General features: G+C 64.2%; 20 protein-coding genes. 12 read left to right on the plus strand and 8 right to left on the minus strand.

Annotated features, from left to right (window positions below):
• From IVA74_RS36905 to xth, 6 genes are all read left to right on the plus strand, one after another.
• On the plus strand, positions 1 to 1599 hold the full coding sequence (locus IVA74_RS36905; RefSeq protein ID WP_247352535.1) for a caspase family protein: 1599 nt from the start codon (positions 1 to 3) through the stop codon (positions 1597 to 1599).
• A 118-nt stretch (positions 1600 to 1717) separates the two neighbouring features.
• Entirely contained in the window at positions 1718 to 2122 is a 405-nt protein-coding gene (locus tag IVA74_RS36910) for a GFA family protein (RefSeq protein WP_247352536.1), read from the plus strand.
• A 226-nt stretch (positions 2123 to 2348) separates the two neighbouring features.
• Positions 2349 to 3563: an aminotransferase class I/II-fold pyridoxal phosphate-dependent enzyme gene (locus IVA74_RS36915; RefSeq protein WP_247352538.1), complete on the plus strand. Its 1215-nt coding sequence runs from the start codon at positions 2349 to 2351 to the stop codon at positions 3561 to 3563.
• A gap of 9 nt (positions 3564 to 3572) precedes the next feature.
• Positions 3573 to 6047, plus strand: a complete 2475-nt coding sequence (locus tag IVA74_RS36920) for a DNA translocase FtsK (protein WP_247352540.1) — start codon at positions 3573 to 3575, stop codon at positions 6045 to 6047.
• Between the two features lie 152 nt (positions 6048 to 6199).
• Positions 6200 to 6955: an outer membrane lipoprotein carrier protein LolA gene (locus IVA74_RS36925; RefSeq protein ID WP_247352892.1), complete on the plus strand. Its 756-nt coding sequence runs from the start codon at positions 6200 to 6202 to the stop codon at positions 6953 to 6955.
• Between the two features lie 130 nt (positions 6956 to 7085).
• Positions 7086 to 7901 (plus strand): exodeoxyribonuclease III, encoded by an 816-nt coding sequence (gene xth / locus IVA74_RS36930; protein WP_247352542.1) that lies wholly within the window; start codon positions 7086 to 7088, stop codon positions 7899 to 7901.
• 54 nt (positions 7902 to 7955) lie between these two features.
• On the opposite strand, the gene IVA74_RS36935 is transcribed toward xth, so the two are convergent.
• Positions 7956 to 8399, minus strand: coding sequence for a cyclic nucleotide-binding domain-containing protein (locus IVA74_RS36935; protein ID WP_247352544.1), 444 nt, complete (start codon positions 8397 to 8399; stop codon positions 7956 to 7958).
• Between the two features lie 58 nt (positions 8400 to 8457).
• Positions 8458 to 9144: a response regulator transcription factor gene (locus IVA74_RS36940; RefSeq protein WP_007598630.1), complete on the minus strand. Its 687-nt coding sequence runs from the start codon at positions 9142 to 9144 to the stop codon at positions 8458 to 8460.
• Between the two features lie 202 nt (positions 9145 to 9346).
• Between IVA74_RS36940 and IVA74_RS36945 the strand changes: the two genes are divergently transcribed.
• Positions 9347 to 9916 carry a L,D-transpeptidase family protein gene (locus IVA74_RS36945; RefSeq protein ID WP_247352546.1) on the plus strand — a complete coding sequence of 190 codons (570 nt, stop codon included), beginning with the start codon at positions 9347 to 9349 and terminating at the stop codon, positions 9914 to 9916.
• 6 nt (positions 9917 to 9922) lie between these two features.
• Entirely contained in the window at positions 9923 to 10696 is a 774-nt protein-coding gene (locus IVA74_RS36950; protein WP_247352547.1) for a fumarylacetoacetate hydrolase family protein, read from the plus strand.
• A gap of 22 nt (positions 10697 to 10718) precedes the next feature.
• Here IVA74_RS36950 and IVA74_RS36955 read toward each other — a convergent pair whose 3' ends face one another.
• A complete protein-coding gene (locus tag IVA74_RS36955) occupies positions 10719 to 11408 on the minus strand; it encodes a YggS family pyridoxal phosphate-dependent enzyme (RefSeq protein ID WP_247352549.1) in 690 nt (229 codons plus the stop codon).
• 108 nt (positions 11409 to 11516) lie between these two features.
• On the opposite strand from IVA74_RS36955, the gene IVA74_RS36960 reads away from it, so the two are divergent.
• Positions 11517 to 13214 carry a diguanylate cyclase gene (locus IVA74_RS36960; protein ID WP_247352552.1) on the plus strand — a complete coding sequence of 566 codons (1698 nt, stop codon included), beginning with the start codon at positions 11517 to 11519 and terminating at the stop codon, positions 13212 to 13214.
• Positions 13215 to 13217: 3 nt separating this feature from the next.
• Here the strand turns inward: IVA74_RS36960 and IVA74_RS36965 are convergent, their stop codons facing one another.
• The gene (locus IVA74_RS36965; RefSeq protein ID WP_247352553.1) at positions 13218 to 14264 is read right to left on the minus strand and encodes a GGDEF domain-containing protein; all 1047 of its coding nucleotides are present in this window, start codon (positions 14262 to 14264) and stop codon (positions 13218 to 13220) included.
• A 193-nt stretch (positions 14265 to 14457) separates the two neighbouring features.
• Here IVA74_RS36965 and leuS point away from each other — a divergent pair, with 193 nt between their 5' ends.
• Genes leuS through holA form a run of 3 tightly spaced genes read left to right on the plus strand, consistent with a single transcriptional unit; the run spans position 14458 to position 18696 of the window.
• The gene (leuS, locus tag IVA74_RS36970; protein ID WP_247352555.1) at positions 14458 to 17082 is read left to right on the plus strand and encodes a leucine--tRNA ligase; all 2625 of its coding nucleotides are present in this window, start codon (positions 14458 to 14460) and stop codon (positions 17080 to 17082) included.
• Positions 17069 to 17620: an LPS assembly lipoprotein LptE gene (gene lptE / locus IVA74_RS36975; protein WP_247352557.1), complete on the plus strand. Its 552-nt coding sequence runs from the start codon at positions 17069 to 17071 to the stop codon at positions 17618 to 17620. Before leuS ends, lptE begins: the two co-directional genes overlap by 14 nt.
• Positions 17621 to 17667: 47 nt before the next feature.
• Positions 17668 to 18696 carry a DNA polymerase III subunit delta gene (gene holA, locus IVA74_RS36980; protein ID WP_247352559.1) on the plus strand — a complete coding sequence of 343 codons (1029 nt, stop codon included), beginning with the start codon at positions 17668 to 17670 and terminating at the stop codon, positions 18694 to 18696.
• 272 nt (positions 18697 to 18968) lie between these two features.
• Here the strand turns inward: holA and IVA74_RS36985 are convergent, their stop codons facing one another.
• From IVA74_RS36985 to mnmG, 4 genes are all read right to left on the minus strand, one after another.
• The gene (locus IVA74_RS36985) at positions 18969 to 19853 is read right to left on the minus strand and encodes a ParB/RepB/Spo0J family partition protein (protein WP_247352561.1); all 885 of its coding nucleotides are present in this window, start codon (positions 19851 to 19853) and stop codon (positions 18969 to 18971) included.
• 148 nt (positions 19854 to 20001) lie between these two features.
• Complete coding sequence (locus tag IVA74_RS36990; protein WP_247352563.1) at positions 20002 to 20853, minus strand: ParA family protein; 852 nt, start codon at positions 20851 to 20853, stop codon at positions 20002 to 20004.
• Between the two features lie 30 nt (positions 20854 to 20883).
• Entirely contained in the window at positions 20884 to 21525 is a 642-nt protein-coding gene (gene rsmG, locus IVA74_RS36995; RefSeq protein WP_247352893.1) for a 16S rRNA (guanine(527)-N(7))-methyltransferase RsmG, read from the minus strand.
• A gap of 141 nt (positions 21526 to 21666) precedes the next feature.
• The gene (gene mnmG / locus IVA74_RS37000) at positions 21667 to 23547 is read right to left on the minus strand and encodes a tRNA uridine-5-carboxymethylaminomethyl(34) synthesis enzyme MnmG (RefSeq protein WP_247352565.1); all 1881 of its coding nucleotides are present in this window, start codon (positions 23545 to 23547) and stop codon (positions 21667 to 21669) included.
• Between the last annotated feature and the right edge of the window lie 278 nt (positions 23548 to 23825).

Here is a 23825-nt window from a genome sequence, read left to right on the forward strand (position 1 = left end):
ATGCGCCTGTTCATTCGCCTTGCATTGTGTTCATGGCTGCTCGTCCTGTCCGTTTTGGAAGCCCAGGCCGATAAGCGGGTCGCGCTGGTGATCGGAAACAGCGCCTACAGGAACGTTCCCGCGCTGCCCAATCCGACCAATGATGCAGCCGACGTTGGAGCGGCCCTGAAGCGATCGGGATTCGATCCTCTCATCGCGACCGATCTCGATCAGGCCGCCATGCAGGAGACCGTTCTTCGCTTCGCGCGCGAGGCCCGCGGCGCCGACGTGGCCCTGTTCTATTACAGCGGGCACGCCTTGCAGTTCGCCGGCGTCAACTATCTGGTGCCGGTCGATGCCGTCGTCCGCGATGAGGTCGACCTGCGGCGCCTGGTGCGCGCCGATGAAATTTTGGCGGATCTGCAGCAGGCAAAAAACCTGCGGATCCTTGTACTCGACGCCTGCCGCGACAATCCATTTGCCGACGAGTTGCGGCGAAACGTCGGACAGGGCCGCGGCGTCACCGTCTCACGCGGCCTCGCCAAGATGGAAAGTCCCGAGGGCACCATCATTTCCTATGCAACACAGGCCGGCCGGACCGCCGACGACGGCAGCGGCCGCAACAGCCCGTATACCAGCGCGTTCCTGGAGCACATCGGCGACAAGGGCAACGTCAACACGGTATTTCAGACGATCAGCGCCGGCGTCTACCAGCGCTCCAAAGGCTCGCAAGTGCCGGAGCTGTCGCTGTCGTTCTTCGGCGAGTTCTACCTGAACGGCAAGCCCGAGACGGCGGCGTTGTCGCCTGCGACGCCCCAGGTCGATCCTTGCGCGGAGGCCGGAGACCATTGGCGCAGCGCGGAAGCGCTGGGAACGCTCGCGGCATTCAAGGATCACCTCGTACGATTCCCGGCCTGCGCCTTCGCAGATCTGGCGAAATCACGCATCGAGACCTTGGCGAAACCAGCGGACGCCGCCAAGCACGTAACCGCGTTCGATGGAACCTGGATCGCGAAGGAGACTTGCGACAACAAGCCTCCATTTCCCGACGCCTATTTCCAGTATGCGCTGCGCGTCAAGGATGGCGTGCTGCACACTCTCTCGGGGGAAGAGGGCAAGCCCGGTGCGACAATCTATGACGGGAAGATCGAAGCGGACGGCAGCGCGACGGTCACCGTCAGCGGGCTGATTGGCGAGAATGATCCGCTGCGCCGCACCGCCGGCGCGCCCTATCAGTACAAGCTCGCACTCGAGCTGAAAGGAACCACCGGCGCCGGCGTCCGCACCGAGACCAGCCGACCGTGTCGGATGGAACTCTCCAAGCTGACGACACAGAGCCCCGCTGCAAGTCCGGGCCAACCTGATTCGAAGCGGGCGCCCAAGCGCGAGGACAAGACGGCCGTGCTGCCGCCAGATCAGGCCGGAGCAGGGCAACCGCGGCAGACCGGAAGTGGCATGAGCTGTTCGTTCATGCGAAGCAGGTGCGCCACGGCATGCGTCAGTATGGGCGGCCGCGCGGATTGCGCTTCAACCGCTTGTCCACGGCTGGAAGCCGAGTGCATGAGCAGCGGGTGCTGGCGCGGCCGGGGATTCAACGGCTGCGGACTTGCCAAGAGATAGTGCACGAACCGGCTGCAGGCGGTCTGTCTTGGTCCGTCCAGGCGAAAGAAAAAGATTGCCATTCCAGGCAGCCGGCGCAGAAATATCGACCACAAGAAACAACAATCGGGAGGTCGTCATGCGTTTGGAAGGCAGATGCTATTGCGGCGAAGTGCGCTATGTCGCCGAGGGCGACCCGATGATGCAGGCCCAGTGTCATTGCCGCGAGTGCCAGTACATCTCGGGCGGCGCGCCCAACACCTTCATCGCGATGCCGGCGGCCGGCTTCAGCTACATCACCGGGCAGCCCAAGCAGTTCACGCGCAAGGACCTCGAGCGCGCCGTCACGCGCGAATTCTGCGCCGAATGCGGCACGCATCTGGTGACGAAAGTGCCGGGACTGCCGGCGACGATCGTGAAGGTCGGTACGCTGGACGAGCCAAAACAGTTCCATCCGCAGATGGCGATCTACACCTGCGACAAGCAGGAGTTTCACGCGATCCCCGCGGGCATGGCGACATTCGAGAAGCTGCCGGGTCATTAGGCGCCGGCGGGGTCGCTGAGAGGTCCGGCGCATCGGTTGCTTGCCGCGGTCCGCGCCAGCGCGGCCATGCATCTCGTTGTTATCCGGCCGCATTATTCCTGCCCTGGACGGAGGCGGCGACCGATGGTTAATCGCGTCTTAACCTCGCCCTATCTATGGTGAACTGAACCGCTTCCCCGCCGGCGTATCCATGCGACCGGCTGTTCCGAGAGTGCTGGCGCCCAGAATGGCTATGACCGCTTCATCCCGCGCGCCGCAGGCCGGTGGAAGCTCCGATACCGAACGCTCGCCCTTCGTCCGGCTGAACGAGCTGCTGGCGCCGCATCAACCCGGCAAGCCCTTGATTTCGCTTGCGGTCGGCGAACCGCAGCATCCGGTGCCGGACTTCGTCGGCCCGGTGCTGGCCAAGCACATCGCCGATTTCGGCCGCTACCCCGCGAACAAGGGCACCGACCCGTTCCGCAAGGCAGCGAGCGCTTGGCTGTCGTCGCGCTTCAAGCTGCCGCGGCCGCTCGACCCCGAGAGCGAGATTCTCGTCCTCAATGGCAGCCGCGAGGGGCTGTTCCTCGCCGCGATCGCGGCCGCGCGCTATGTCGGCCCGCGTCCCGGCAAACCCGCCATCCTGATGCCGAACCCGTTCTATCCGGTCTATGGCGCCGGCGCCGGCGCCGCCGCTTGCGAGCCAATCTTTCTGCCGACCACGGTCGAGAACGGTTTTCTGCCCGATCTCGACGCGATCGACGAGGCGACGCTGGCGCGCACGGTGGCGTTCTATCTGGCGTCACCCGCCAATCCGCAGGGCTCGGTCGCGTCGCGCGATTATTTCACGCGCCTGAAGAGCCTCGCCGATCGCTACGGCTTCGTGATCCTCAGCGACGAGTGCTATTCGGAAATCTACACCCTCGAGGCGCCCGGCAGTGCGCTGGAATGCGCCGGCCCCGACTTCACCCGCGTGGTTGCGTTCCAGTCGCTATCGAAGCGCTCCAACCTGCCGGGCATGCGCGTCGGTTTTGCCGCCGGCGACAAAAAGTTCATCGGCATGTTCCTCGAGCTGCGCAACATTGCGGCGCCGCAGGTGCCGGTTCCGCTCCAGCATGTCGCGACAGTTGCTTACGGCGACGAGGCGCATGTCGAGGAGAATCGCAGGCTCTACCGGATCAAGTTCGATCTCGCCGACCAGATCATCGGCAATCGTTACGATTATCGCAGGCCCGATGCCGGCTTCTGCGTCTGGCTCAACACGTCCGAAATCGGCGACGACGTGTCTGTGTGTCTAAAACTCTTCACGGAAGCAGGCGTGCGCGTGGTGCCCGGCAGCTATCTGGCGCGGCTCCAGCCCGACGGCTTCAATCCCGGGGCAGGCTACATTCGCCTCGCACTGGTGCAGGATGGCGAGACCACGGCGCAGGCTCTGCACCGTCTGGTCGAGACTCTGGGTTAGGCGGGGCCCATGAGCATGTCGGCAATCGAACGTGTCATTCCCTTGGTCGGCCATCTGCCGCCCTCGATCCGCGAGGGGCTGGCGCGGCGTGTGCGCGAGCTCAGCGGTCTCGGCCTGATCACCTTGTCGGGCGTCGCCTCGGCGGCGATGATGACCTGGTCGGTGCAGGATCCGAGCCTCAGCCACGCGACGTCGCGGCCGATCCGCAACATTCTCGGCTATGGCGGCGCAATCGGCGCCGACCTTGCGATGCAGATCCTCGGGCTCGGCGCGATCATGCTGGTCCTGACCGTCGCGGTCTGGGGCTGGCGCATGCTGACCCATCGTCCGTTCGACCGCGAGGCGCTGCGGCTCGGCTCCTGGATTCTCTGCACGGTGATCGCGGCAGGCTTCGTCAGCTGCTGGCCGCATGGCGGCGCCTGGCCGCTGCCGACCGGCCTCGGCGGCGTGGTCGGCGATGCCCTGGTGCGCGCGCCCGCGGTGATTTTCGGACCGCCGGGCACGATCTATCGCATGGTGCTGGGCACGATCCTGTTCGCCGCGATGGCGGCGACCTTCCTGATCGCCTGCGGCCTCGGCGCGCGCGAGCATGACGACGAGCTCGCGGAGATCGAGGATGACGACAAGCCGCTCGACCAGGACGAGGACAGCGATCGCGGTTCGGTGTCGCTGGGCTGGCTGTTCCACGCATTGATGAGCACGAAGGCGCGGCTGATCTGGCTGCTCGGCGCCGCCTATCGCTCGCTGGTCTCGAGCGGACCGAAGACCAAGGCCGTTGCGTTCAGCCGCCATGAGCCGAATCTCGGTGGCGGCCGCGCCGCGCCGCCGATCTCGCCGCAGTCCGAAGACGAGCACCGCGAGGACGATCACGAAGAAGAGGACGAGGAGGAAGAAGAGGAGGAGCCGGCCGCGCGCGCCCCGCGCAAAAAGGCTGCGCCGAAGGCCGCTTCCAGGAAATCCTCCGACAAGTTCGAGCTTCCGTCCGTGTCCGTACTGGCCGCCCCCAAGGCCGGCGATCGCCAGCCTCTCAGCAAGGCCGAGCTGGAAGCCAATTCGCGCGCACTCGAAGGCGTGCTGCAGGATTTCGGCGTGCGCGGCGACATCGCGAAAGCCAATCCGGGTCCCGTCGTCACGCTGTACGAACTGGAGCCGGCGCCGGGCATCAAGTCGTCGCGCGTGATCGGCTTGGCCGACGACATCGCCCGTTCGATGAGTGCGCTGTCGGCGCGTGTCGCCGTCGTGCCGGGCCGCAATGCCATCGGTATCGAGCTGCCGAACGCGCATCGCGAAAAAGTCTATTTGCGCGAGCTGCTGGTGGCCAAGGAAACCATCGACACGGTCGCGAAGCTGCCGCTCTGCCTCGGCAAGACCATTGGCGGCGACCCCGTCATCATCGACCTCGCACGCACACCGCACATGCTGATCGCCGGCACTACCGGCTCGGGCAAGTCGGTCGCCATCAACACCATGATCCTCAGCCTGGTCTATCGGCTGCGCCCGGACCAGTGCCGACTGATCATGGTCGATCCGAAGATGCTCGAGCTCTCCGTCTATGACGGCATTCCACACCTGCTCACGCCGGTCGTGACCGACCCGAAGAAGGCGGTGGTCGCGCTGAAATGGGCCGTGCGCGAGATGGAAGAGCGCTACAAGAACATGGCCAAGCTCGGTGTGCGCAACATCGACGGCTACAACACGCGCCTGCTCGAATTGAAGGCCAAGGGCGAAGAGCCCACCCGCACGGTGCACACCGGCTTCGACAAGGAGACCGGCAAGGCGATCTACGAGGAAGAGAAACTCTCGCTCGACCCGCTGCCCTACATCGTCATCATCGTCGACGAAATGGCCGATCTGATGATGGTTGCCGGCAAGGACATCGAAGGCGCGGTGCAGCGCCTCGCGCAGATGGCGCGCGCCGCCGGCCTGCACGTGATCCTCGCGACGCAGCGGCCGTCGGTCGACGTCATCACCGGCACCATCAAGGCGAACTTCCCGACCCGCATCGCCTTCCAGGTGACGTCCAAGATCGACAGCCGCACCATTTTGGGCGAGATGGGCGCCGAGCAGCTGCTCGGCCAGGGCGACATGCTCTACATGGCCGGCGGCGGTCGCATCAGCCGCGTGCACGGACCTTTCGCGTCGGACGAGGAAGTCGAGAAGGTCGTGCGCCACCTCAAGACGCAGGGACAGCCGGAATATCTCGAAGCCGTTACCGCCGAAGAGCCCACCGAGGGCGAGGATGGCGCGGTGTTCGACGCCTCCGGCATGGGTGCGGACGGCGGCGGCGATCTGTTCTCGCAGGCCGTTGCCATCGTCAAACGCGACCGCAAGGCCTCGACCAGCTACATCCAGCGCCGCCTGCAAATCGGCTATAACCGCGCCGCATCGCTGATGGAGCGCATGGAACTGGAAGGCATCGTCGGACCCGCCAACCACGCCGGCAAGCGCGAGATTCTGGTCGAGGAAGAAGACAGCCATATGTGAGGCGAGCCGCCTCAGACGACCATTTCACGCAAAAACGTTATCTGCTTTTGGCCGAAATCACGCTAAAAGGGCGCCCAGCCACACAGGACGACGCGTTGATCAGACATCCGGACATTCGATTCGCTGCCATCGTCGCTGCGCGAAGCGCGCGCATGGCCGGCGTGCTTCTCGTCACCGCCGCGATGGTGACCGCGACGTCATTCGCGCAGACCGTTCCCGTGCCGAAGCCCGCGCCGAAGGGCCGCGATGGCGGTGCCACCGCCGGGGGCCCGTCGATCACCGGCGCGACCCAGACGCCGCCGAATCCGGTGATTCCGGATCCGCGCCGCAACGTGCCGAGCAGCATCTTCCAGACCTTCGATGCCAATCAGAAGGCCCAGGCCGCCAAAGTCAGCGCCTACCTGTCGTCGTTGTCGACGCTGGTTGGGAATTTCGTTCAGGTCGGTCCCGACGGCAGCAAGACGCAAGGCGACTTCTACATCCAGAAGCCGGGCAAGGTGCGCTTCGAATATGACGCGCCGAGCCCGATCGACATCGTCGCCGACGGATCGTCGCTGGTGGTGCGCGACCGCAAGCTCGCGACACAGGACGTCTATCCGCTGTCGCAGACGCCGCTGCGGTTCCTGCTGTCCGACCGCATCGACCTGATGAAGGACACCAACGTCGTCAACGTCTCGGCCGACGACGTCTTCGTCAGCGTCACCATCGAGGAGAAGCAGGCGCTGGTCGGCACCAGCCGCCTGATGCTGATGTTCGGCGCCAAGGACGGCCAGCTCAAGCAATGGACCGTCACCGACCCGCAGGGCTACGACACCACGATCGCGGTCTACAATCTCGACACGAGCAAGAAGCTCGATCCCGGCATGTTCAAGATCGACTTCACCAATTACGGCCCCGCGCCGGGCTGAGACCTACTCGCTGCTCCGACGATCGTCATGCCCGGGCTTGTCCCGGGCATCCACGTTCTGGACCTACAAAAAGGCGTGGATGGCCGGGTCAAGCCCGGCCAGGACGGATGGAGTTTGTTAGATCAATCTCATGCGTTTTTCCCTGACAACCTGGAACATCAATTCGGTGCGGCTGCGCATCGATCTGGTCGCGAAATTTCTCAAGAGCGCGCGACCGGACGTGCTGTGTCTCCAGGAAACCAAGTGCATCGATGACGCTTTTCCGTTGAAGCGCTTCAAGCGGCTCGGCTATGAGCACGTCGCGCTGAACGGGCAGAAGGGCTATCACGGCGTCGCCATCGTCTCGAGGATTCCATTCGAGTCGAAGGACATCCGCACCTTCTGCGACAAGGTGGATTCACGCCACATCTCGGTGTCGTTCGGAGAGAAGGCCGGGATCGCAAAGCCCCTGGTGGTGCATAATTTCTACGTGCCGGCCGGCGGTGACATTCCCGATCCCGCGCTGAACGAGAAATTCGATCACAAGCTCCGCTTTCTCGACGAGATGAAGGCGTGCGAGCCGCTGCATCCGCGCGGCGAGGATCGCCACATCCTGGTCGGCGATCTCAACGTCGCCCCGCATGAGAACGACGTCTGGTCGCACAAGCAGCTTCTGAAAGTGGTTTCGCACACGCCAGTCGAAACCGAGAAGCTGCAAGCCGCGCTCGTCGCCGGCGAGTGGGTTGACGTCGCCCGCGAGCGCATTCCGATGTCGGAGAAAGTCTATACCTGGTGGAGCTATCGCTCCGCGGACTGGACCGTCGGCGACCGTGGCCGCAGGCTCGACCACATCTGGGTCTCGCGCGCGCTGAAGGATACGGTCAGCGATTTCAAGATTCTTCGCGATGCGCGGAGCTGGGAGCGGCCGTCGGACCATGTGCCGGTCACGGTGACGCTGGAGGTGTGATCTTGCAGCCCTTATGGAGCGCAGCGAAATCCGGGCTACGGATGCTTCTCAGGACTACGACGTCAGCTTCGCGCCCGCCATCAGGATATCGCTGGCGATCTGGCTGGAGCGAACCGCGAATTCGTCGCGAAGGCGGACGGCGGCGGCAGGGTCGCTTTCGAGCACGCGCTGAAACAGGCTGCGCGCGACGCGGATGACGGTGGCGTGCTCCAGTGCGATCGCGCTCGACGGACGCTTCATCGGTACCACCAGCGCCAGCTCGCCGATCAGAGCACCGGGACCTGCGATCATCTCCGCGCCGGCACCGTCGTCGACCCGGAAGGCGCCGCGCTGGACCACGAAGCCGGCATCGGCATCGTCGCCGAGATTGAACAGGACGTCGCCGCGGACGAAGTCACGCTGCTCGGAGCCGATCGCCAGCATGCGCAACGAAGCGTCTCCCAACAGGCGCAGTGTCGGGACACGCTCGAGAAGCACTACATCGTCGTCGATTGACATTCAGGTCCGAGGCTCAAAGGCACGCGATCTAAAACGATTCGCACGCCCCTGAAGCGTATCACGGCACCAGCTTGTAGCCACCGGCTTCCGTGACCAGGATCTCGGGGTTAGCGGCGTCCTTCTCGATCTTCTGGCGAAGGCGGTAGATGTGGGTTTCCAGCGTGTGGGTGGTGACGCCGGAATTGTAGCCCCAGACCTCCTGGAGCAGGGTCTCGCGCGAGACCGGCATCTGGCCGGCCCGGTAGAGGAAGCGGAGGATGGCGGTTTCCTTCTCCGTCAGCCGGACCTTGCGTGCATTGGCGGCGGTCAGCATCTTGGAGCCGGGCCGGAAAGAATAGGGGCCGACCGAGAACACCGCGTCCTCGCTGGCTTCGTGCTGGCGGAGTTGGGCGCGGATACGAGCCAACAGAACCGCGAAGCGGAAGGGTTTTGCGACATAATCGTTGGCGCCGGATTCCAGCCCCAAAATCGTGTCGGAATCGGTGTCATGCCCGGTGAGCATGATGATCGGAGCCTTGAACCCGCCCTTGCGTAAGGAACGGACCACTTCACGGCCATCGGTGTCGGGCAGGCCAACATCCATCAGAACGAGATCGGGAGCATTGGCCTTCGCGGCGCTCGCGCCCTTGGCGCCGGTATCGACGGCGGAGGCTTCAAATTCCTCGTGCAGCGATAATTGCTCCACCAACGTATCGCGCAGATCGGTATCGTCATCCACGATCAGGATCTTGCGGGCATTGGCCATAGGGGGTCATCCTTTTGGGGTCCGGCGCGGCGCGCATCCATGCTGCACCCAGCCGAGAGGGAAGTTTAGGGGTCGCTGTTATTATTGTTGTTCGTGTTGAAGTAGTGGGCTGTTACCGATTCACAAGCCAGAACCACTCTAACCCAGAATAGCAGGGCGCTTCGATGAATGTCCTGTAATGAATTCGACATTGCACGTTCACATGAAAAACAAAGCTGCTTCAGCTAGTTACACCATGAACCGAGGCGCCGGACCATTATCCGCGATCCGCGTTAAGCCTGCGGCGGGGAATCCATGCCGGGGCTGGCTGACCGCGGGGGCGCTGACGATTCCGGTTGCGCTGGGGCGGGGCGGCATTCTGGCCAACAAGCGCGAGGGCGATGGCGGCACCCCGAGGGGCAGCTTCCGTCCCAGGCGCTTGTGGTGGCGGGGCGACCGGCACAGCCGCCCGCAGACTTTCTTGCCGGCGAGGAGCATCGGCGACACGGACGCCTGGTGCGAGGATCCCGGGGACCGTCATTACAATCAGGGAATCCGGCTCGGCGAGGGGCAGGGCGGCGACCGGCTCAAGCGGACCGATCATCTCTATGACTTCATCATCGAAATCGACCACAACACGAGGCCGCGCATCGCCGGCCGCGGCAGCGCAGTGTTCTTGCATCTGGCCCGCGACAATTTCGGCCCGACCGCAGGCTGCGTCGCGATGACCAAAGCGGCGATGCGACAGTTGCTGCGGCGGCTGGGACCAAAAACAAAAATCATCATCGGGTGAGGATACATGCTCGACAGGGATCAGATCGCCGCCACATCGCGCGTCCTCGTTCAACATTGGCGCGACGGCACCAAGCTTGACGCGCTGGAGCCACGGTTGCGGCCACAGGGCCGCGCTGAGGGCTACGCCGTGCAGGCTGCGCTCAGCGGGACATTGTTCGGCTGGAAGATCGCAGCGACAAGCGCGTCCGGACAAAAGCACATCAATGTCGCGGGACCGCTGGCCGGTCGCATCATGAGCGACACCGTGATCGCCGATGGCGGCACGGCTGCGATGAAGGGCAACGCGATGCGCGTCGGCGAGCCTGAGTTCGCTTTCCGCATGGGACGCGATCTGCCGCCGCGCGCGGCGGCGTACACTGTCGACGAGATGCTGGCCGCCGTGGACGGCTTGCATCCTGCAATCGAGATTCCCGATTCGCGCTTTGCCGATTTCGCAGGCGCCGGCGAGGCGCAGCTCATCGCCGACAATGCCTGCGCGCATCTGTTCGTGCTGGGTGCGGCGACCACTACGAACTGGCGCGCCATGGATCTCGTCGAGGAGCGGCCGCAGATCACGCTACGCGGCGAGCGCTATCTCGGCCACGGCAAGAACGTGCTCGGCGACCCCCGAATCGCCCTGGTCTGGCTGGCCAACGAGCTGCGTGGCCTCGGCATCACCTTGCGGGCAGGGGAGGTGGTGACCACGGGCACGTGCCATCCGCCGCTGCCGCTCCAGGCCGGCGATCATTTTGCGGTGGATTTTGGGGTGCTGGGAAAGGTGTCGGTGGGATTCGCGTAGGCGCTACGCGCCCCCGGCGAAATTACCGGTGCCCGAAGATCGCGCTTCCCACCCGCACATGCGTGGCGCCGAGCATGATGGCGGTCGCAAAATCCGCGCTCATGCCCATCGAGAGCTTGTTCAATCCATTGCGCGCGGCGATCTTGGCGGTCAGCGCGAAATGCGCCGCCGGCGGCTCGTCCACCGGCGGGATGCACATCAACCCGGAGATCGTCAGCCCGTAGGTGTCGCGGCAGCTCGCGATGAAGGCGTCGGCCTCCCCGGGGGCAATGCCGGCCTTCTGCGGCTCCTCGCCGATATTGATCTGGACGAACAGTTCCGGGTGCTTGTCCTGAGATTCGATTTCCTTGGCTAACGCTTGGCAAATGCTCGGGCGGTCGACCGAATGGATGGCATCGAACAGCGCCACGGCCTCTTTCGCCTTGTTGGATTGCAGCGGCCCGATCAGATGCAGCGCAATATCGGAGTAAACAGAAATTAACGCGGGCCATTTGCCCTTGGCCTCCTGCACGCGATTCTCACCGAATACGCGCTGTCCGGCGTCGATGACCGGGGTAATTGCATCTGCTGCGAAAGTTTTCGAGACCGCGATCAGCGTCACGGAGGCACGTTCGCGCCGCGCATCCGCGCAGGCGCGCGCGATTTCGGCTTCGACCGCGGCGAGCGCGTTTGGTGAATGGCCGGTTACCGGCGCGGCGTTGGCTTCAGTCATGATGTCGCATGGGTACTGGTTGTTGCGGAGCTAGTTCTAATTTTACCGAGTTCAAGAAAGAGTTTTTGAACCCTTCGCTTTACCTTGGCCGCGGGGTGGGCAGCGAAGATGGCAAACGTCAGTTTCAACCGCAAACGAGCGAAACTCAAGCAGGTTCTCGGAATCCGGGCGCGGCTTGCGTTGCTCGCGGTAATTCTGGTGGCGCCCTTGATGTTCGAGCGCATCCGTTCGCTCGAAAACACGCGCACGAAGCAGATCGCGCAGGCCGCAGCTGAATTCACCACCGTCGCAAGGCACAGCGCCGACGCCCAGCGCGAGGTGATCTCGTCAGTCGAGACCATCCTGAAATCTGAAGCCTTCATCCGCGCCTCCGCCGGCGGCATCAGCAAGAGCTGTGACGTGCTGCGCGCGAGCCTGCCGTCGAATCTTCCATGGATCCGCACGCTTTTGATCGCCGGCCAGGACGGCCGCATCCAGTGCGCCACCAACAACATGTATGTCGGCCTCGATCTCAGTGACCGGCCCTACTTCCAGCAGGCACAGGAAACCGGCCGCTTCGTGCTGAGCGACTTCATCCTGTCGCGGCCGGTGCTGGCGCCGACCGTGATGGCGGTTTACCCGGTGTCTGCCTTCAGCGGCGTCACGGATGCCGTCGTGCTTGCCACCGTCAACCTCGACTGGATGTCGAAGGTCATGAGCAATCTGGGTGGCCGCGCCGGCATCACCGCCGTCCTGGTCGACAGCGCCGGCACCGTGCTGGCGGCACCGGCCGACCAGCACAGCGCGGTCGGCCGTCCGCTCGACAACATGCCGCTGATGTCCGCGATCGCCGACAAGGCGCTGCGGTCGGACCAGGACGAGGGCGCATTGTCTTTCCTCGCCGCCGACGGCTCCCGCCGCGCGGTCAGTTATATCCGCATCGCCGGCACCAATGCCCGCCTGATCGCCAGCATCGACGAGGACAAGGTGTCTGCGGCCGTGAGCCGCGACATCCGCACTGCTTATCTCCAGCTCGCTTTCGTCGTCGTGTTCGTCCTGCTCGGCGCGCTGATCGCCGCCGAAAAGCTGGTGATCAAGCCGATCGAGATGCTGGCCGATATGGCCAAGCGCCTTGGCGAGGGCGATCTGTCGGCGCGCGCTGCGCGCAATCGTCTGCCGGCCGAGTTCGTGCCGCTGGCCCGCGCGTTCAATGCGATGGCCGCGCAGCTGAGCCAGCGCGAACGCGAGCTGATGGCGAGCAACGACCGGCTCACGGTGATGGCCTCGATCGACATGTTGTCGGGGCTCGCCAACCGCCGCGGCTTCCAGAGCCGGCTCGACTTCGAATGGATGCGCGCGCAGCAATATGGCAGCGAACTCGCGCTTTTGATGATCGACGTCGACCATTTCAAACTGTTCAACGACACCTATGGTCATCTCGAAGGCGATTCTTGCCTGACCAGGCTCGGCGAGTCGCTGTCCGGCATCGCCGCCGACACGATGGGCTTCGCGGCCCGCTATGGCGGCGAGGAATTCTGCCTGTTGCTGCCGAACACCGACGTGGCGCGCGCCGTCGAAATCGGCGAGCAGGCCCGCGCGGCCGTATTGAAGCTGTGCCTACCGCACATCACTTCCGCCCACATGATCGTCACCGTCTCGATCGGTGTTGCCGCGGCAAAGCCAAACGAGAGTCTGCGCCCCGGCGATCTGATCGAAGCCGCCGACGCCGCGCTCTACGCCGCCAAACACCGCGGCCGCAACAACGTCGTCGAGCACGGCATCACCGTGATCGACAACGGCGCGGCGGAAATGATGATGGCCGGTTGAGGGTTAACCCGCGGCCGCGGCGCGATCGAGCTCGATCTCCGTCACCACACGATTGCGGCCGCCGTTCTTCGCAAGATAGAGCGCGCGGTCGCAGCGCTCGATGAGGTCGGCGGTTGCCTCGCCGATCCGATACTGCGCCACGCCGATCGAAACCGTGATGTCAGGCAGGACCTCGCCGGTCGAGCGACGGGTGATCCTGGATTCCGCGATTGCTCGCCTGATTCGCTCAGCGACCTCGGCGCAGGCGGCCAGATCGGCATCCGGCAGCACCGCGATCAGCTCCTCGCCGCCGTAGCGCGCCGATAGATCCTGCTCGCGGACCTTTTCGCGCAACACCTTTGCCATCAGGCGCAGCACCTGGTCGCCGACGCCGTGGCCGAAACTGTCGTTGAAGGTCTTGAAGTGGTCGATGTCGAGCATCAGCACGCTGAACGGCTCGCCCCAATCCGCAGTCGCCTGCACCTTGCGCAGGAATCCATCGAGCGCCCGCCGGTTTGCAAGGCCTGTGAGTGTATCGGTCCGGGCACGCTCCTCGGATTTGGAGAGAGAGTCGCGGATCACGTCGAGCTCGCGGGTCTTTTCCGCAAAGCCCGCCTCGAGCCGCGTCGCGCGGGTGGCCGCGCGGCCCAACTCGTTCATGAGCTGGGCAACCAGCGCTTTGGGGTCGACACCGGCGTTGCCCTGGTCGGCGACCTCGTTGATCGCTTGCATCTGGGAGTGATTGTCGGCAATCGCAGTCGCGAGAAAATCCTTCGCCGCGCCCATAAGGGTGTGGAGCCGCTCGGACGTGTCGACGACGATGGCGCTCACCTGGGGCGCGACGTAGGTCTCGAAAAGATCCTGATTGGTCCTGACGTCGAAGGGTCGATTGTGGTCGATCAGGAGATCGATCGCGTTGCGCAGATCGTCATGGCTTCCCGCGAAATATTGGAACCAGACGGCGAAATTGGTCGGCGTTGCAGGGATCCGCTGTTCGGCCATGCTCCGCATCGCCCGTCCGGCAATGGACGCGGCATAGTCGTAATCGGGATCGTCGAAGCTGGCGTCCATCACAAGTCTTGAGAGTTCTGGTCGGTCGCAAACTGGCATCGACCCCTTAATCACACCCCAACGCGGCCTCAGTAGTTATGCGGTGCAGCGCCGAAGGTTCCCAAATTGCGGCAACCCATTGACCCCTTGAGGACTTCTATGGCCTAGTCCGCCGTCTTTAGACGGCCGAACCCACGAAAACCCAAACGATTCCATGACCTCCGAACGCTATAACGCCCGCGACTCCGAACCGCGCTGGCAAGCCGCCTGGGACCAACAGGCAATCTTCGTCTCCAAGAACGACGATTCGCGGCCGAAATACTATGTGCTGGAGATGTTCCCCTACCCGTCGGGGCGCATCCATATCGGCCATGTCCGCAATTACACGCTCGGCGACGTGCTGGCCCGCTTCATGCGCGCCAAGGGTTTCAACGTGCTGCATCCGATGGGCTGGGACGCCTTCGGCCTGCCGGCCGAGAACGCCGCCATCGAGCGCAAGGTCGCGCCGAAGGCCTGGACTTACGACAACATCGCCGCGATGAAGAAGCAGCTCCGCTCGATCGGGCTGTCGCTGGACTGGAGCCGCGAGATCGCGACCTGCGATCCCAGTTACTACAAGCACCAGCAGAAGATGTTTCTGGACTTCCTGCGCGAAGGCCTCGCCGAGCGCGAAAAGCGCAAGGTGAACTGGGACCCCGTCGACATGACCGTGCTCGCCAACGAGCAGGTGATCGACGGCAAAGGCTGGCGTTCGGGTGCCGTTGTCGAACAACGGGAAATGAGCCAGTGGGTCTTCAAGATCACGAAGTACTCGCAGGAGCTGCTGTCGGCACTGGATACGCTGGACCGCTGGCCCGACAAGGTGCGGCTGATGCAGCGCAACTGGATCGGCCGGTCGGAAGGCCTGTTGATCCGCTTCGCGCTCGATGCGGCGACGACGCCGGCCGGCGAGAGCGAGCTGAAGATTTTCACGACGCGCCCGGACACGTTGTTCGGCGCAAAATTCATGGCGATCTCGGCCGATCATCCGCTGGCGCAGGCCGCCGCGGCGAAGAATCCGAAACTTGCCGAGTTCATTGCCGAGATCAAGAAGATCGGCACCGCGCAGGAAGTCATCGACACCGCTGAGAAGCAGGGCTTTGACACCGGCATCCGTGCGGTCCACCCGTTCGATCCGTCCTGGAAGCTGCCGGTCTATGTCGCCAACTTCGTGCTGATGGAATACGGCACCGGCGCCATCTTCGGCTGCCCCGCGCATGACCAGCGCGACCTCGACTTCGTCAACAAGTACAGTCTCGGCAACATTCCGGTGGTGTGCCCCGAGGACCAGGATCCGAAATCGTTCGTCATCACCGACACCGCCTATGACGGTGACGGCCGCATGATCAATTCGCGCTTCCTCGACGGCATGACCATCGATCAGGCCAAGGAAGACGTGGCGAAGCGTCTCGAAACCGAGCTGCGCGGCAACGCGCCGGTCGGCGAGCGCCAGGTGAACTTCCGCCTGCGTGACTGGGGCATTTCGCGCCAGCGCTATTGGGGTTGCCCGATTCCGATCATCCACTGCCCCAAATGCGATGTGGTGCCGGTGCCGGACGCCGACCTGCCCGTCATACTGCCTGATGATGCGACCTTCGACAAACCCGGCAACGCGCTCGATCATCATCCGACCTGGAAGCACGTGACCTGCCCGCAATGCGGCGGCAAGGCGCAACGCGAAACCGACACCATGGACACCTTCGTGGATTCGTCCTGGTACTTTGCGCGCTTCACCGATCCCTGGAACGAGAACGCGCCGACGACTCCAGAGGTCGCCAACCGGATGCTGCCGGTCGACCAATATATCGGCGGCGTCGAGCACGCGATCCTGCATCTGCTCTACAGCCGCTTCTTCACGCGTGCGATGAAGGCGACCGGGCACATTGCGCTGGACGAGCCGTTCGCCGGCATGTTCACGCAGGGCATGGTGGTGCACGAGACCTATCAGAAGGCCGACGGCACCTATGTGCAACCGGTCGAGGTCAAGGTCGAGACCGGCGCCAACGGCCGCCGCGCGACGCTGCTGACCTCAGGCGAAGACATCCAGATCGGCCCGATCGAGAAGATGTCGAAGTCGAAGAAGAACACGGTCGACCCCGACGACATCATCGAGACCTACGGCGCCGACGTCGCCCGCTGGTTCATGCTGTCGGATTCCCCGCCTGACCGCGACGTGATCTGGAGCGACGAGCGCGTCCAGGGCGCCTCGCGCTTCCTGCAGCGGCTGTGGCGGCTGGTGAACGACTCCATGAAACTGGGCAAGACCGCGCCGACGGCTCGCCCGGCCAGCTTCGGCCCGGACGCCACCGCCTTGCGCAAGGCCGCCCATGGCGCGTTGGACAAGGTCACCACCGGAATCGAGCGGCTGCACTTCAACGTCTGCCTCGCCCATATCCGCGAGTTCGCCAATACGTTTTCGGAAGTATTGCAGCGCCCCGGCCAGCCCACCCCCGACCTCGTCTGGGCGATCCGGGAGGCCAGCCAGATCCTGGTCCAGCTGTTCTCCCCGATGATGCCGCACCTGGCCGAGGAGTGTTGGCAGGTTCTGGGCCACAGCGGGCTGGTTTCCGAGGCCAATTGGCCCCAAATCGAACGCGATTTGCTGATTGAAGACAGCGTGACCCTGGTGGTCCAGGTCAACGGCAAGAAGCGGGGCGAGGTCACAGTTGCAACAGCGGCCGAGAATCCGGAAATCGAGGCTGCCGTTTTGGCCCTCGATGCGGTAAAACTGGCTCTGGACGGCAAGCCCGTCCGCAAGGTGATTATCGTCCCCAAGAGGATCGTGAATGTTGTCGGCTAGGATCCGCATCGCAGCCCGCTTGCTGGCGGTCGCCGCCCTGGCGGCCCTGACGGCCGGCTGCTTCCAGCCGATGTATGCCGAGCGCACCGACGGCACCCCCGGCCTGCGCGAGAAGCTGATGGGGGTCGATCTGCCCCCGATCGCCAAGGCGAATGCCTCCCGCGAGGCGCGCGTCGGCGTCGAGGTCCGCAACGCGCTGGCCTTTAAGCTCTATGGCACCGCCACCGGCATGCCGCCGACCCACCGCCTTGAGATCCGCTTCTCAAGCAGCAAGTCGTCGCTGATCGTCGATGCCAATACCGGCCTGCCGAGCAGCGAAAACTACGGCCTCGACGCCCAGTACAATTTGATCGAGGTCGTCAGCGGGAAGTCGGTGATGACCGGCACCACGTTCTCGCGCGTGTCCTACGACATGCCCGGCTCCTATCAGCGCTTCAGCCGCAACCGCGCGGTACGTGATGCCGAGGATCGCGCCGCCAACGAGATCGCCGAGAACATCACGACGCGCCTCGCCTCGTTCTTCACCGCGGGCACTTAATTCATCCCGTCATTCCGGGGCACCCGGAACGACGAACCTCAGGCAACATGGTCGCGCTGCGCGGAAAAGAGATCGACGCCTTTCTCGCCCGCCCCGATGCGGGCCGTCCGATCATCCTGCTCTATGGTCCCGATGCCGGCCTCGTGCGCGAACGCGCCGATGCGCTGATCGCCTCGGCTGTCGACGATCCCAACGATCCCTTCTCGCTGGTCAAGCTCGATGGCGACGAGCTCTCCGCCGAGCCGTCCCGGCTCGTGGACGAAGCGATGACGGTGCCGCTGTTCGGCGGCCGCCGCGCCATCCGCATCCGCGCCGGCTCGCGAAGCTTTGCCAGCGGCATCGACACGCTGGCGGAGATGGGCGTGAAGGATTGCCGCATCGTGATCGAGGCCGGCGAGCTGCGTCCGGAATCGCCACTGCGCAAGGCCTGCGAGCGTGCCAAGACGGCCGTCGCGATGGCCTGCTATCCCGACACCGAGCGCGACCTGGCCAAGCTGATGGAAGACGAGCTCCGCATCGCCAATCTGCGCATCGCGCAGGACGCCCGCGCGGCGCTGATGTCGTTCCTCGGCGGCGACCGCCAGGCCTCGCGCAACGAGCTGCGCAAGCTCACCCTCTATGCCCATGGCAAGGGCGAGATCACGCTGGACGACGTGATGGCCGTCGTCGCCGATGCGTCGGAGCTGAAACTCGATCCGATCGTCGACGGCGCCTTCGCCGGCCGGCCCGAGATCGTCGAGAACGAGTTCGCCAAAGCCATGATCGCCGGCACCTATCCAGGCGTGATCATCTCTGCGGCGCTGCGTCAGGCGGCGTGGCTGCACAAATCGGCGCTCGCAATCGCCGACGGCACGCCCGCTTCCGCGGTGCTCGACGGCGGCTATCCGCGCCTGCATTTTTCACGAAAGCCCGCGGTCGAAACCGCGCTGCGCAATTTCAGCGTGGCGCGGCTCGCCGCCATCATCGAGCAGCTCGCGACCGCTGCGCTCGACACCCGCAAGCAATCCACCCTCGCCGCCGCCATCGCCCAGCGCACGCTGATGTCGATCGCCGCGAACGCGAAGCGGCGGGGCTGAACTTCCGTTCTCTCCGCGCGTCATTGCGAGAGTGTCTCTCTCTCCCCTCGTCATTGCGAGGAGCGCAAGCGACGAAGCAATCCAGAGTCTCTCCGCAGAAAGATTCTGGATTGCTTTGCTGCGCTCGCAATGACGTGTGGATGGGCGTTAATTCCTCATCCTGAGGAGCGCGCTCTTGCGCGCGTCTCGAAGGATGAAGGCCCGGGCCCTTGCCCTTCGAGACGCTGCTTCGCAGCTCCTCAGGGTGAGGGTAAGAGAGTACGAATGACGGCCTACAGCGCGCCCTTCGCCAGCCGCCGCATTACCTCGTCGAGCTGGTCGAGATTGCGATAATTGATCTGGACCGAGCCGCCGGGGTCGCGGTGGCTCACCGTGACCTTGAGGCCGAGCGCGTCGCTGACGCGCTTCTCCAGGTCGACCGTGTCGGGGTCCTTTTCCTTCGCCCCCGTGCGCGCCTTCTGCGGCTTGCGTTCCGGCACGCCCTCTTCGTGCGCCAGCGCCTCGGTCTGGCGGACGTTGAGGCCCTCTTCGACGATGCGCTTGGCAGCCGCGAGCGGATCGGGCACGCCGATCAGCGCACGGGCGTGACCTGCGGTCAGCTCGCCGCTCGTGATCAAGGCTTGCACCTCGTCGGGCAGCTTCGTCAGCCGCATCATGTTGGCGATGTGGCTGCGGCTCTTGCCGACGACTTTGGCGATGTCGTCCTGGCTGCGTTTGAACTCGTTGGCGAGCGCGTGATATCCGAGCGCTTCTTCCATCGGGTTGAGGTCTTCGCGCTGCACGTTCTCGACGATCGCGAACTCCAGCGCATCGCTGTCGCTGATGTCGACGGGGACGATCGGCACTTCGTGCAGGCCGGCCATCTGCGAGGCACGCCAACGCCGTTCGCCCGCGATGATCTCGAAGCGGTCCTGCCCGCCCTTCACCGGACGCACCACGATCGGCTGGATCACGCCATGCTGCTTGATGGAGTCAGAGAGCTCCTTGAGCTCGGCCTCCGAAAAAGCGCGGCGCGGGTTGCGCGGATTGGGTTTGATGAATTCGATCGGCACCTTGCGCTGCGCGCGCGGGCGGTCGACATGCTGAGCCTCGCCGCCGACGTCCCCGATCAGACTCGCAAGACCCCGGCCCAATCGCGAACGCGCTTCATCGGCCATTGTCAGCTCCCTTGGATTCACGGTGCAGCACTCCAGAACTGAATTCTCGAAACTTGTAGGATGGGTAGAGCGAAGCGAAACCCATCGCTGTTGGCGCGTTCGATGATGGGTTTCGCTGCGCTCTACCCATCCTACGAATTAGCGCACCTCAATGCGTCGTCCGCAGCTCGCGCTCGCGCTGGATCACTTCGGTGGCGAGCCGCAAGTAAGCTTCGCTGCCGACGCATTTGAGATCGTAGACCAACACCGGCTTGCCGTAGGACGGCGCCTCCGAGATGCGCACGTTGCGCGGGATCATGGTCTTGTAGACCTTTTCGCCCATGAACTGCCGGACGTCGGCAACGACCTGGTTCGAGAGGTTGTTGCGCGAGTCGAACATGGTCAGCACGATGCCGTGGATCGACAGGTTCGGATTGAGCGTCGAGCGCACCTGCTCCACCGTCTGCAGCAATTGCGACAGACCTTCGAGCGCGAAGAACTCGCACTGCAGCGGCACCAGGATCGCGTCGGAAGCCGCCATCGCGTTCACAGTGATCAAGTTGAGCGAGGGTGGACAGTCGATCAGCACGTAGGTGTAATCGGCGTCGGGCGAGACGTTGTTGTTGAGCGTGCTGATCGCGTCACGCAGCTTGTAGGCACGACCGGGCGTGGTGCCGAGCTCGAGCTCGAGGCCGGAGAGATCCATGGTCGAGGGCGCGATATGCAGCCGCGGCACGGCAGTCGACACCACCGCTTCTCGCAAGCTCGCCTCGCCCACCAGAACGTCATAGGTCGAGCAGGAGCGGTTGCGGCGATCGATGCCGAGGCCGGTCGAGGCGTTGCCCTGCGGATCGAGATCGACGATCAGGACGCGCTCGCCAATCGCCGCGAGCGCCGTGCCGAGATTGATCGCCGTGGTTGTCTTTCCCACGCCGCCCTTCTGATTCGCCAGCGCCAGGATGCGCGGATGGCCCTGGGGGACGGCGGTCTGTTCCTGCTGCGGTTCGTCAATCACGCTCATCGCAAATTCCCCACTCGACCCCTGAACGCCTCACCCGCGCCGTTCGGCGGAAGCCAGCTCGACGATCCAACCGTCACCTGTCCGGCTTTGGTGGAGCTGCGGCTGAATATTCCAATATTTAGTGGCTTCGGTCAATTCAGACTCTACATCTTGACCCTTGAGAAACAACGCTTTTGCGCCCTGGCGCATCAGCGGCTCCGCAAAGCCGATGAGCTGGTGTAGCGGAGCCAGCGCACGCGCGGTGACGCAATCGACCGGGCCGGTGATTCTATCCACATTATCCCCGATCTCGGCGAGATGTACGACTCCCGGAGATGTCGTGACGCGAATAGCTTCGCGCAGGAAGGCCGCCTTCTTGGCGGTTCGCTCGACCAGATGGACGCTCGCCTCGGCGGTCCCCGCCATGGCGCAGGCGAGGACGACCCCAGGAAAACCGCCGCCGCTGCCGAGGTCGGCCCAGCGTTTGGCCGACGGCGCGAGCGCCACGAGCTGAAGCGAGTCGGCGATGTGCCGGGTCCAGAGATGCGGCAACGTCGAGGGCGCGACGAGGTTGGTCTTGGCTTGCCATTCCCGGAGCAGTGCGATGTAGCGATCGAGCCGGGCTTCCGTTTCATGTGAAACGGGCGCGAGCTTGAGCGCCGCGATCTTGTCGGCAGCGACGATGGAGTCCAGCGACTGATCGTTGGCGCTGGCCTTGTCGAGCTTCGGCCTGATCGGCGCCGGTTCGGAGCGAAGACCAGTGCCCTCGCCCGCCGAGGGTTTTCCTGATGACGATCTGCCGCCGCCCGGCCCGCGTTGTTTCACGTGAAACGCCTATGCGATTGCTTTGGAAGCCTTCCGCGCCTCACGGCGAAGATAGGCCGCGAGGATGCCGAGCGCCGCCGGAGTCATGCCGTCGATCCGGCCGGCCTGGCCGACGGTGAACGGCCGCGTCTTCTCCAGCTTGGCCCGGACCTCATTGGAAAGACCGGGGACCTGCTGGTAATCGACGTCCGACAGCACCATCCCCTCATCCCGCCTGAAGGCTTCGACGTCCGCGCTCTGGCGCTCCAGATAGACATCGTACTTGGCATCGATCTCGAGATGGGCGGCAATGACGGGATCAATGGCAGAGAGCTCCGGCCAGATTGCGCGGACCTGGCTCCAGCCGATGTCGGCATACGCCATCAGCTCGAAGGCCGATCGACGCTGGCCATCCCGGTTCAGGGACAGCCCGTGCTTGATGGCTTCGTTCGGGGTGATCGTCAGTGACTTCGATAGCACTCGTGCCGCATTCAGGGCGTCCATCTTGGCCCGATGATGCAGCGTCCGGGCGCTGCCAACGCAGCCCAAGGCGATACCCTTCTCGGTCAGACGCTGATCGGCATTGTCGGCGCGCAGCGTCAGCCGGTACTCGGCCCTTGAGGTGAACATCCGATAGGGTTCGCTGATGCCGCGGGTGACGAGGTCGTCGATCATCACACCGAGATAGCCATCGGCACGATCGAACACCGTCAGTTCGGCGCCGCTGGCGGCCAGCGCCGCATTCAGCCCGGCCACGATGCCCTGGCCGGCGGCTTCCTCGTAGCCGGTCGTGCCGTTGATCTGCCCGGCCAGGAATAGACCGCGAAGACGCTTGGTCTGGAGGGTCGGATCGAGCTCCCGGGGATCGACGTGGTCGTATTCGATGGCATAGCCCGGCCGGACCATCTTCACCCGCTCCAGGCCGGGAATGGTTGCGAGGATGGCGAGCTGGACCTCCTCCGGCAGCGAAGTCGAGATGCCGTTGGGATAGACAGTGCTATCGTCGAGACCTTCCGGCTCCAGGAAGATCTGGTGACCGTCGCGATCGCCGAAGCGAACGATCTTGTCCTCGATCGAGGGGCAATAGCGCGGTCCGGAGCTCTTGATCTGGCCGGAGTACATCGGGGAACGATGCACATTGGCCCGGATCACCTCGTGGGTCGCGGACGTGGTCCGGGTGATCCCGCACTGGATCTGCGGCGTGGTGATCCGCTCGGTCATCACCGAAAACGGCTCCGGAGGCTCGTCGCCCGGCTGCATCTCGACGGCAGACCAGTCGATCGTCGTACCATCCAGACGCGGCGGAGTCCCCGTCTTGAGCCGTCCAAGGGTGAACCCGGCTCGCTCAAAGGAGGTCGAAAGGCCGATCGCAGGAGGCTCGCCAACCCGGCCGGCCGGCCAGTTCTTCTCACCGAGATGGATCAGGCCGCGGAGGAAGGTGCCGGTGGTGACGACCACGGCCCCTGCCCGAAGTTCGCGCCCATCCGCTAGACGCAAGCCGGTCACGCGGCCCTCGATCACGATCAGCTCGTCCGCCTCGCCCTCGACAACGGAAAGACCCTCGGTCTCCCGGATCGCCGTCTGCATCGCGGCGGCATAGAGCTTTCGGTCCGCCTGCGCGCGCGGTCCACGGACAGCCGGTCCCTTGCGGCGGTTGAGAACACGGAACTGGATTCCGCCGGCATCGCCGACGCGGCCCATCAGACCATCAAGGGCATCGACCTCACGAACCAGATGGCCCTTGCCGAGACCGCCGATGGCGGGATTGCAGGACATCGCACCGACCGTGGAGAATCGATGCGTCACCAGAGCGGTCGCTGCGCCCATGCGGGCAGAAGCAGCCGCGGCCTCACAGCCGGCATGACCGCCGCCAATCACGATGACGTCGAAGCTCTCTCGCTCTGTTCGCATAGGCGGACTTGTATCCCAGAGGCCGGGAAGCCGGAAGTGGAAACTGAATGAGGATGCTGTTTCACGTGAAACGGAACTTCGAGGCCAGAACGCTGTTCGTGAAAACAACCCCATGCACAGTAGACAGTGCCTTGTTCCGCCTCCTGTTTTTCACGAAGCAAAACGAGTCAAAGAGCCAATGTTTCACGTGAAACACATGGAACTCCACTCTTCCTCAGCCAAAGTCCAAAGAGTGGAACAAGAGCTGGTCCTACAATCTAGTCCTACAATGAAGAACT

The organism is Bradyrhizobium sp. 132, assembly GCF_023074185.1.
In the GTDB taxonomy this organism is placed as follows: domain Bacteria; phylum Pseudomonadota; class Alphaproteobacteria; order Rhizobiales; family Xanthobacteraceae; genus Bradyrhizobium.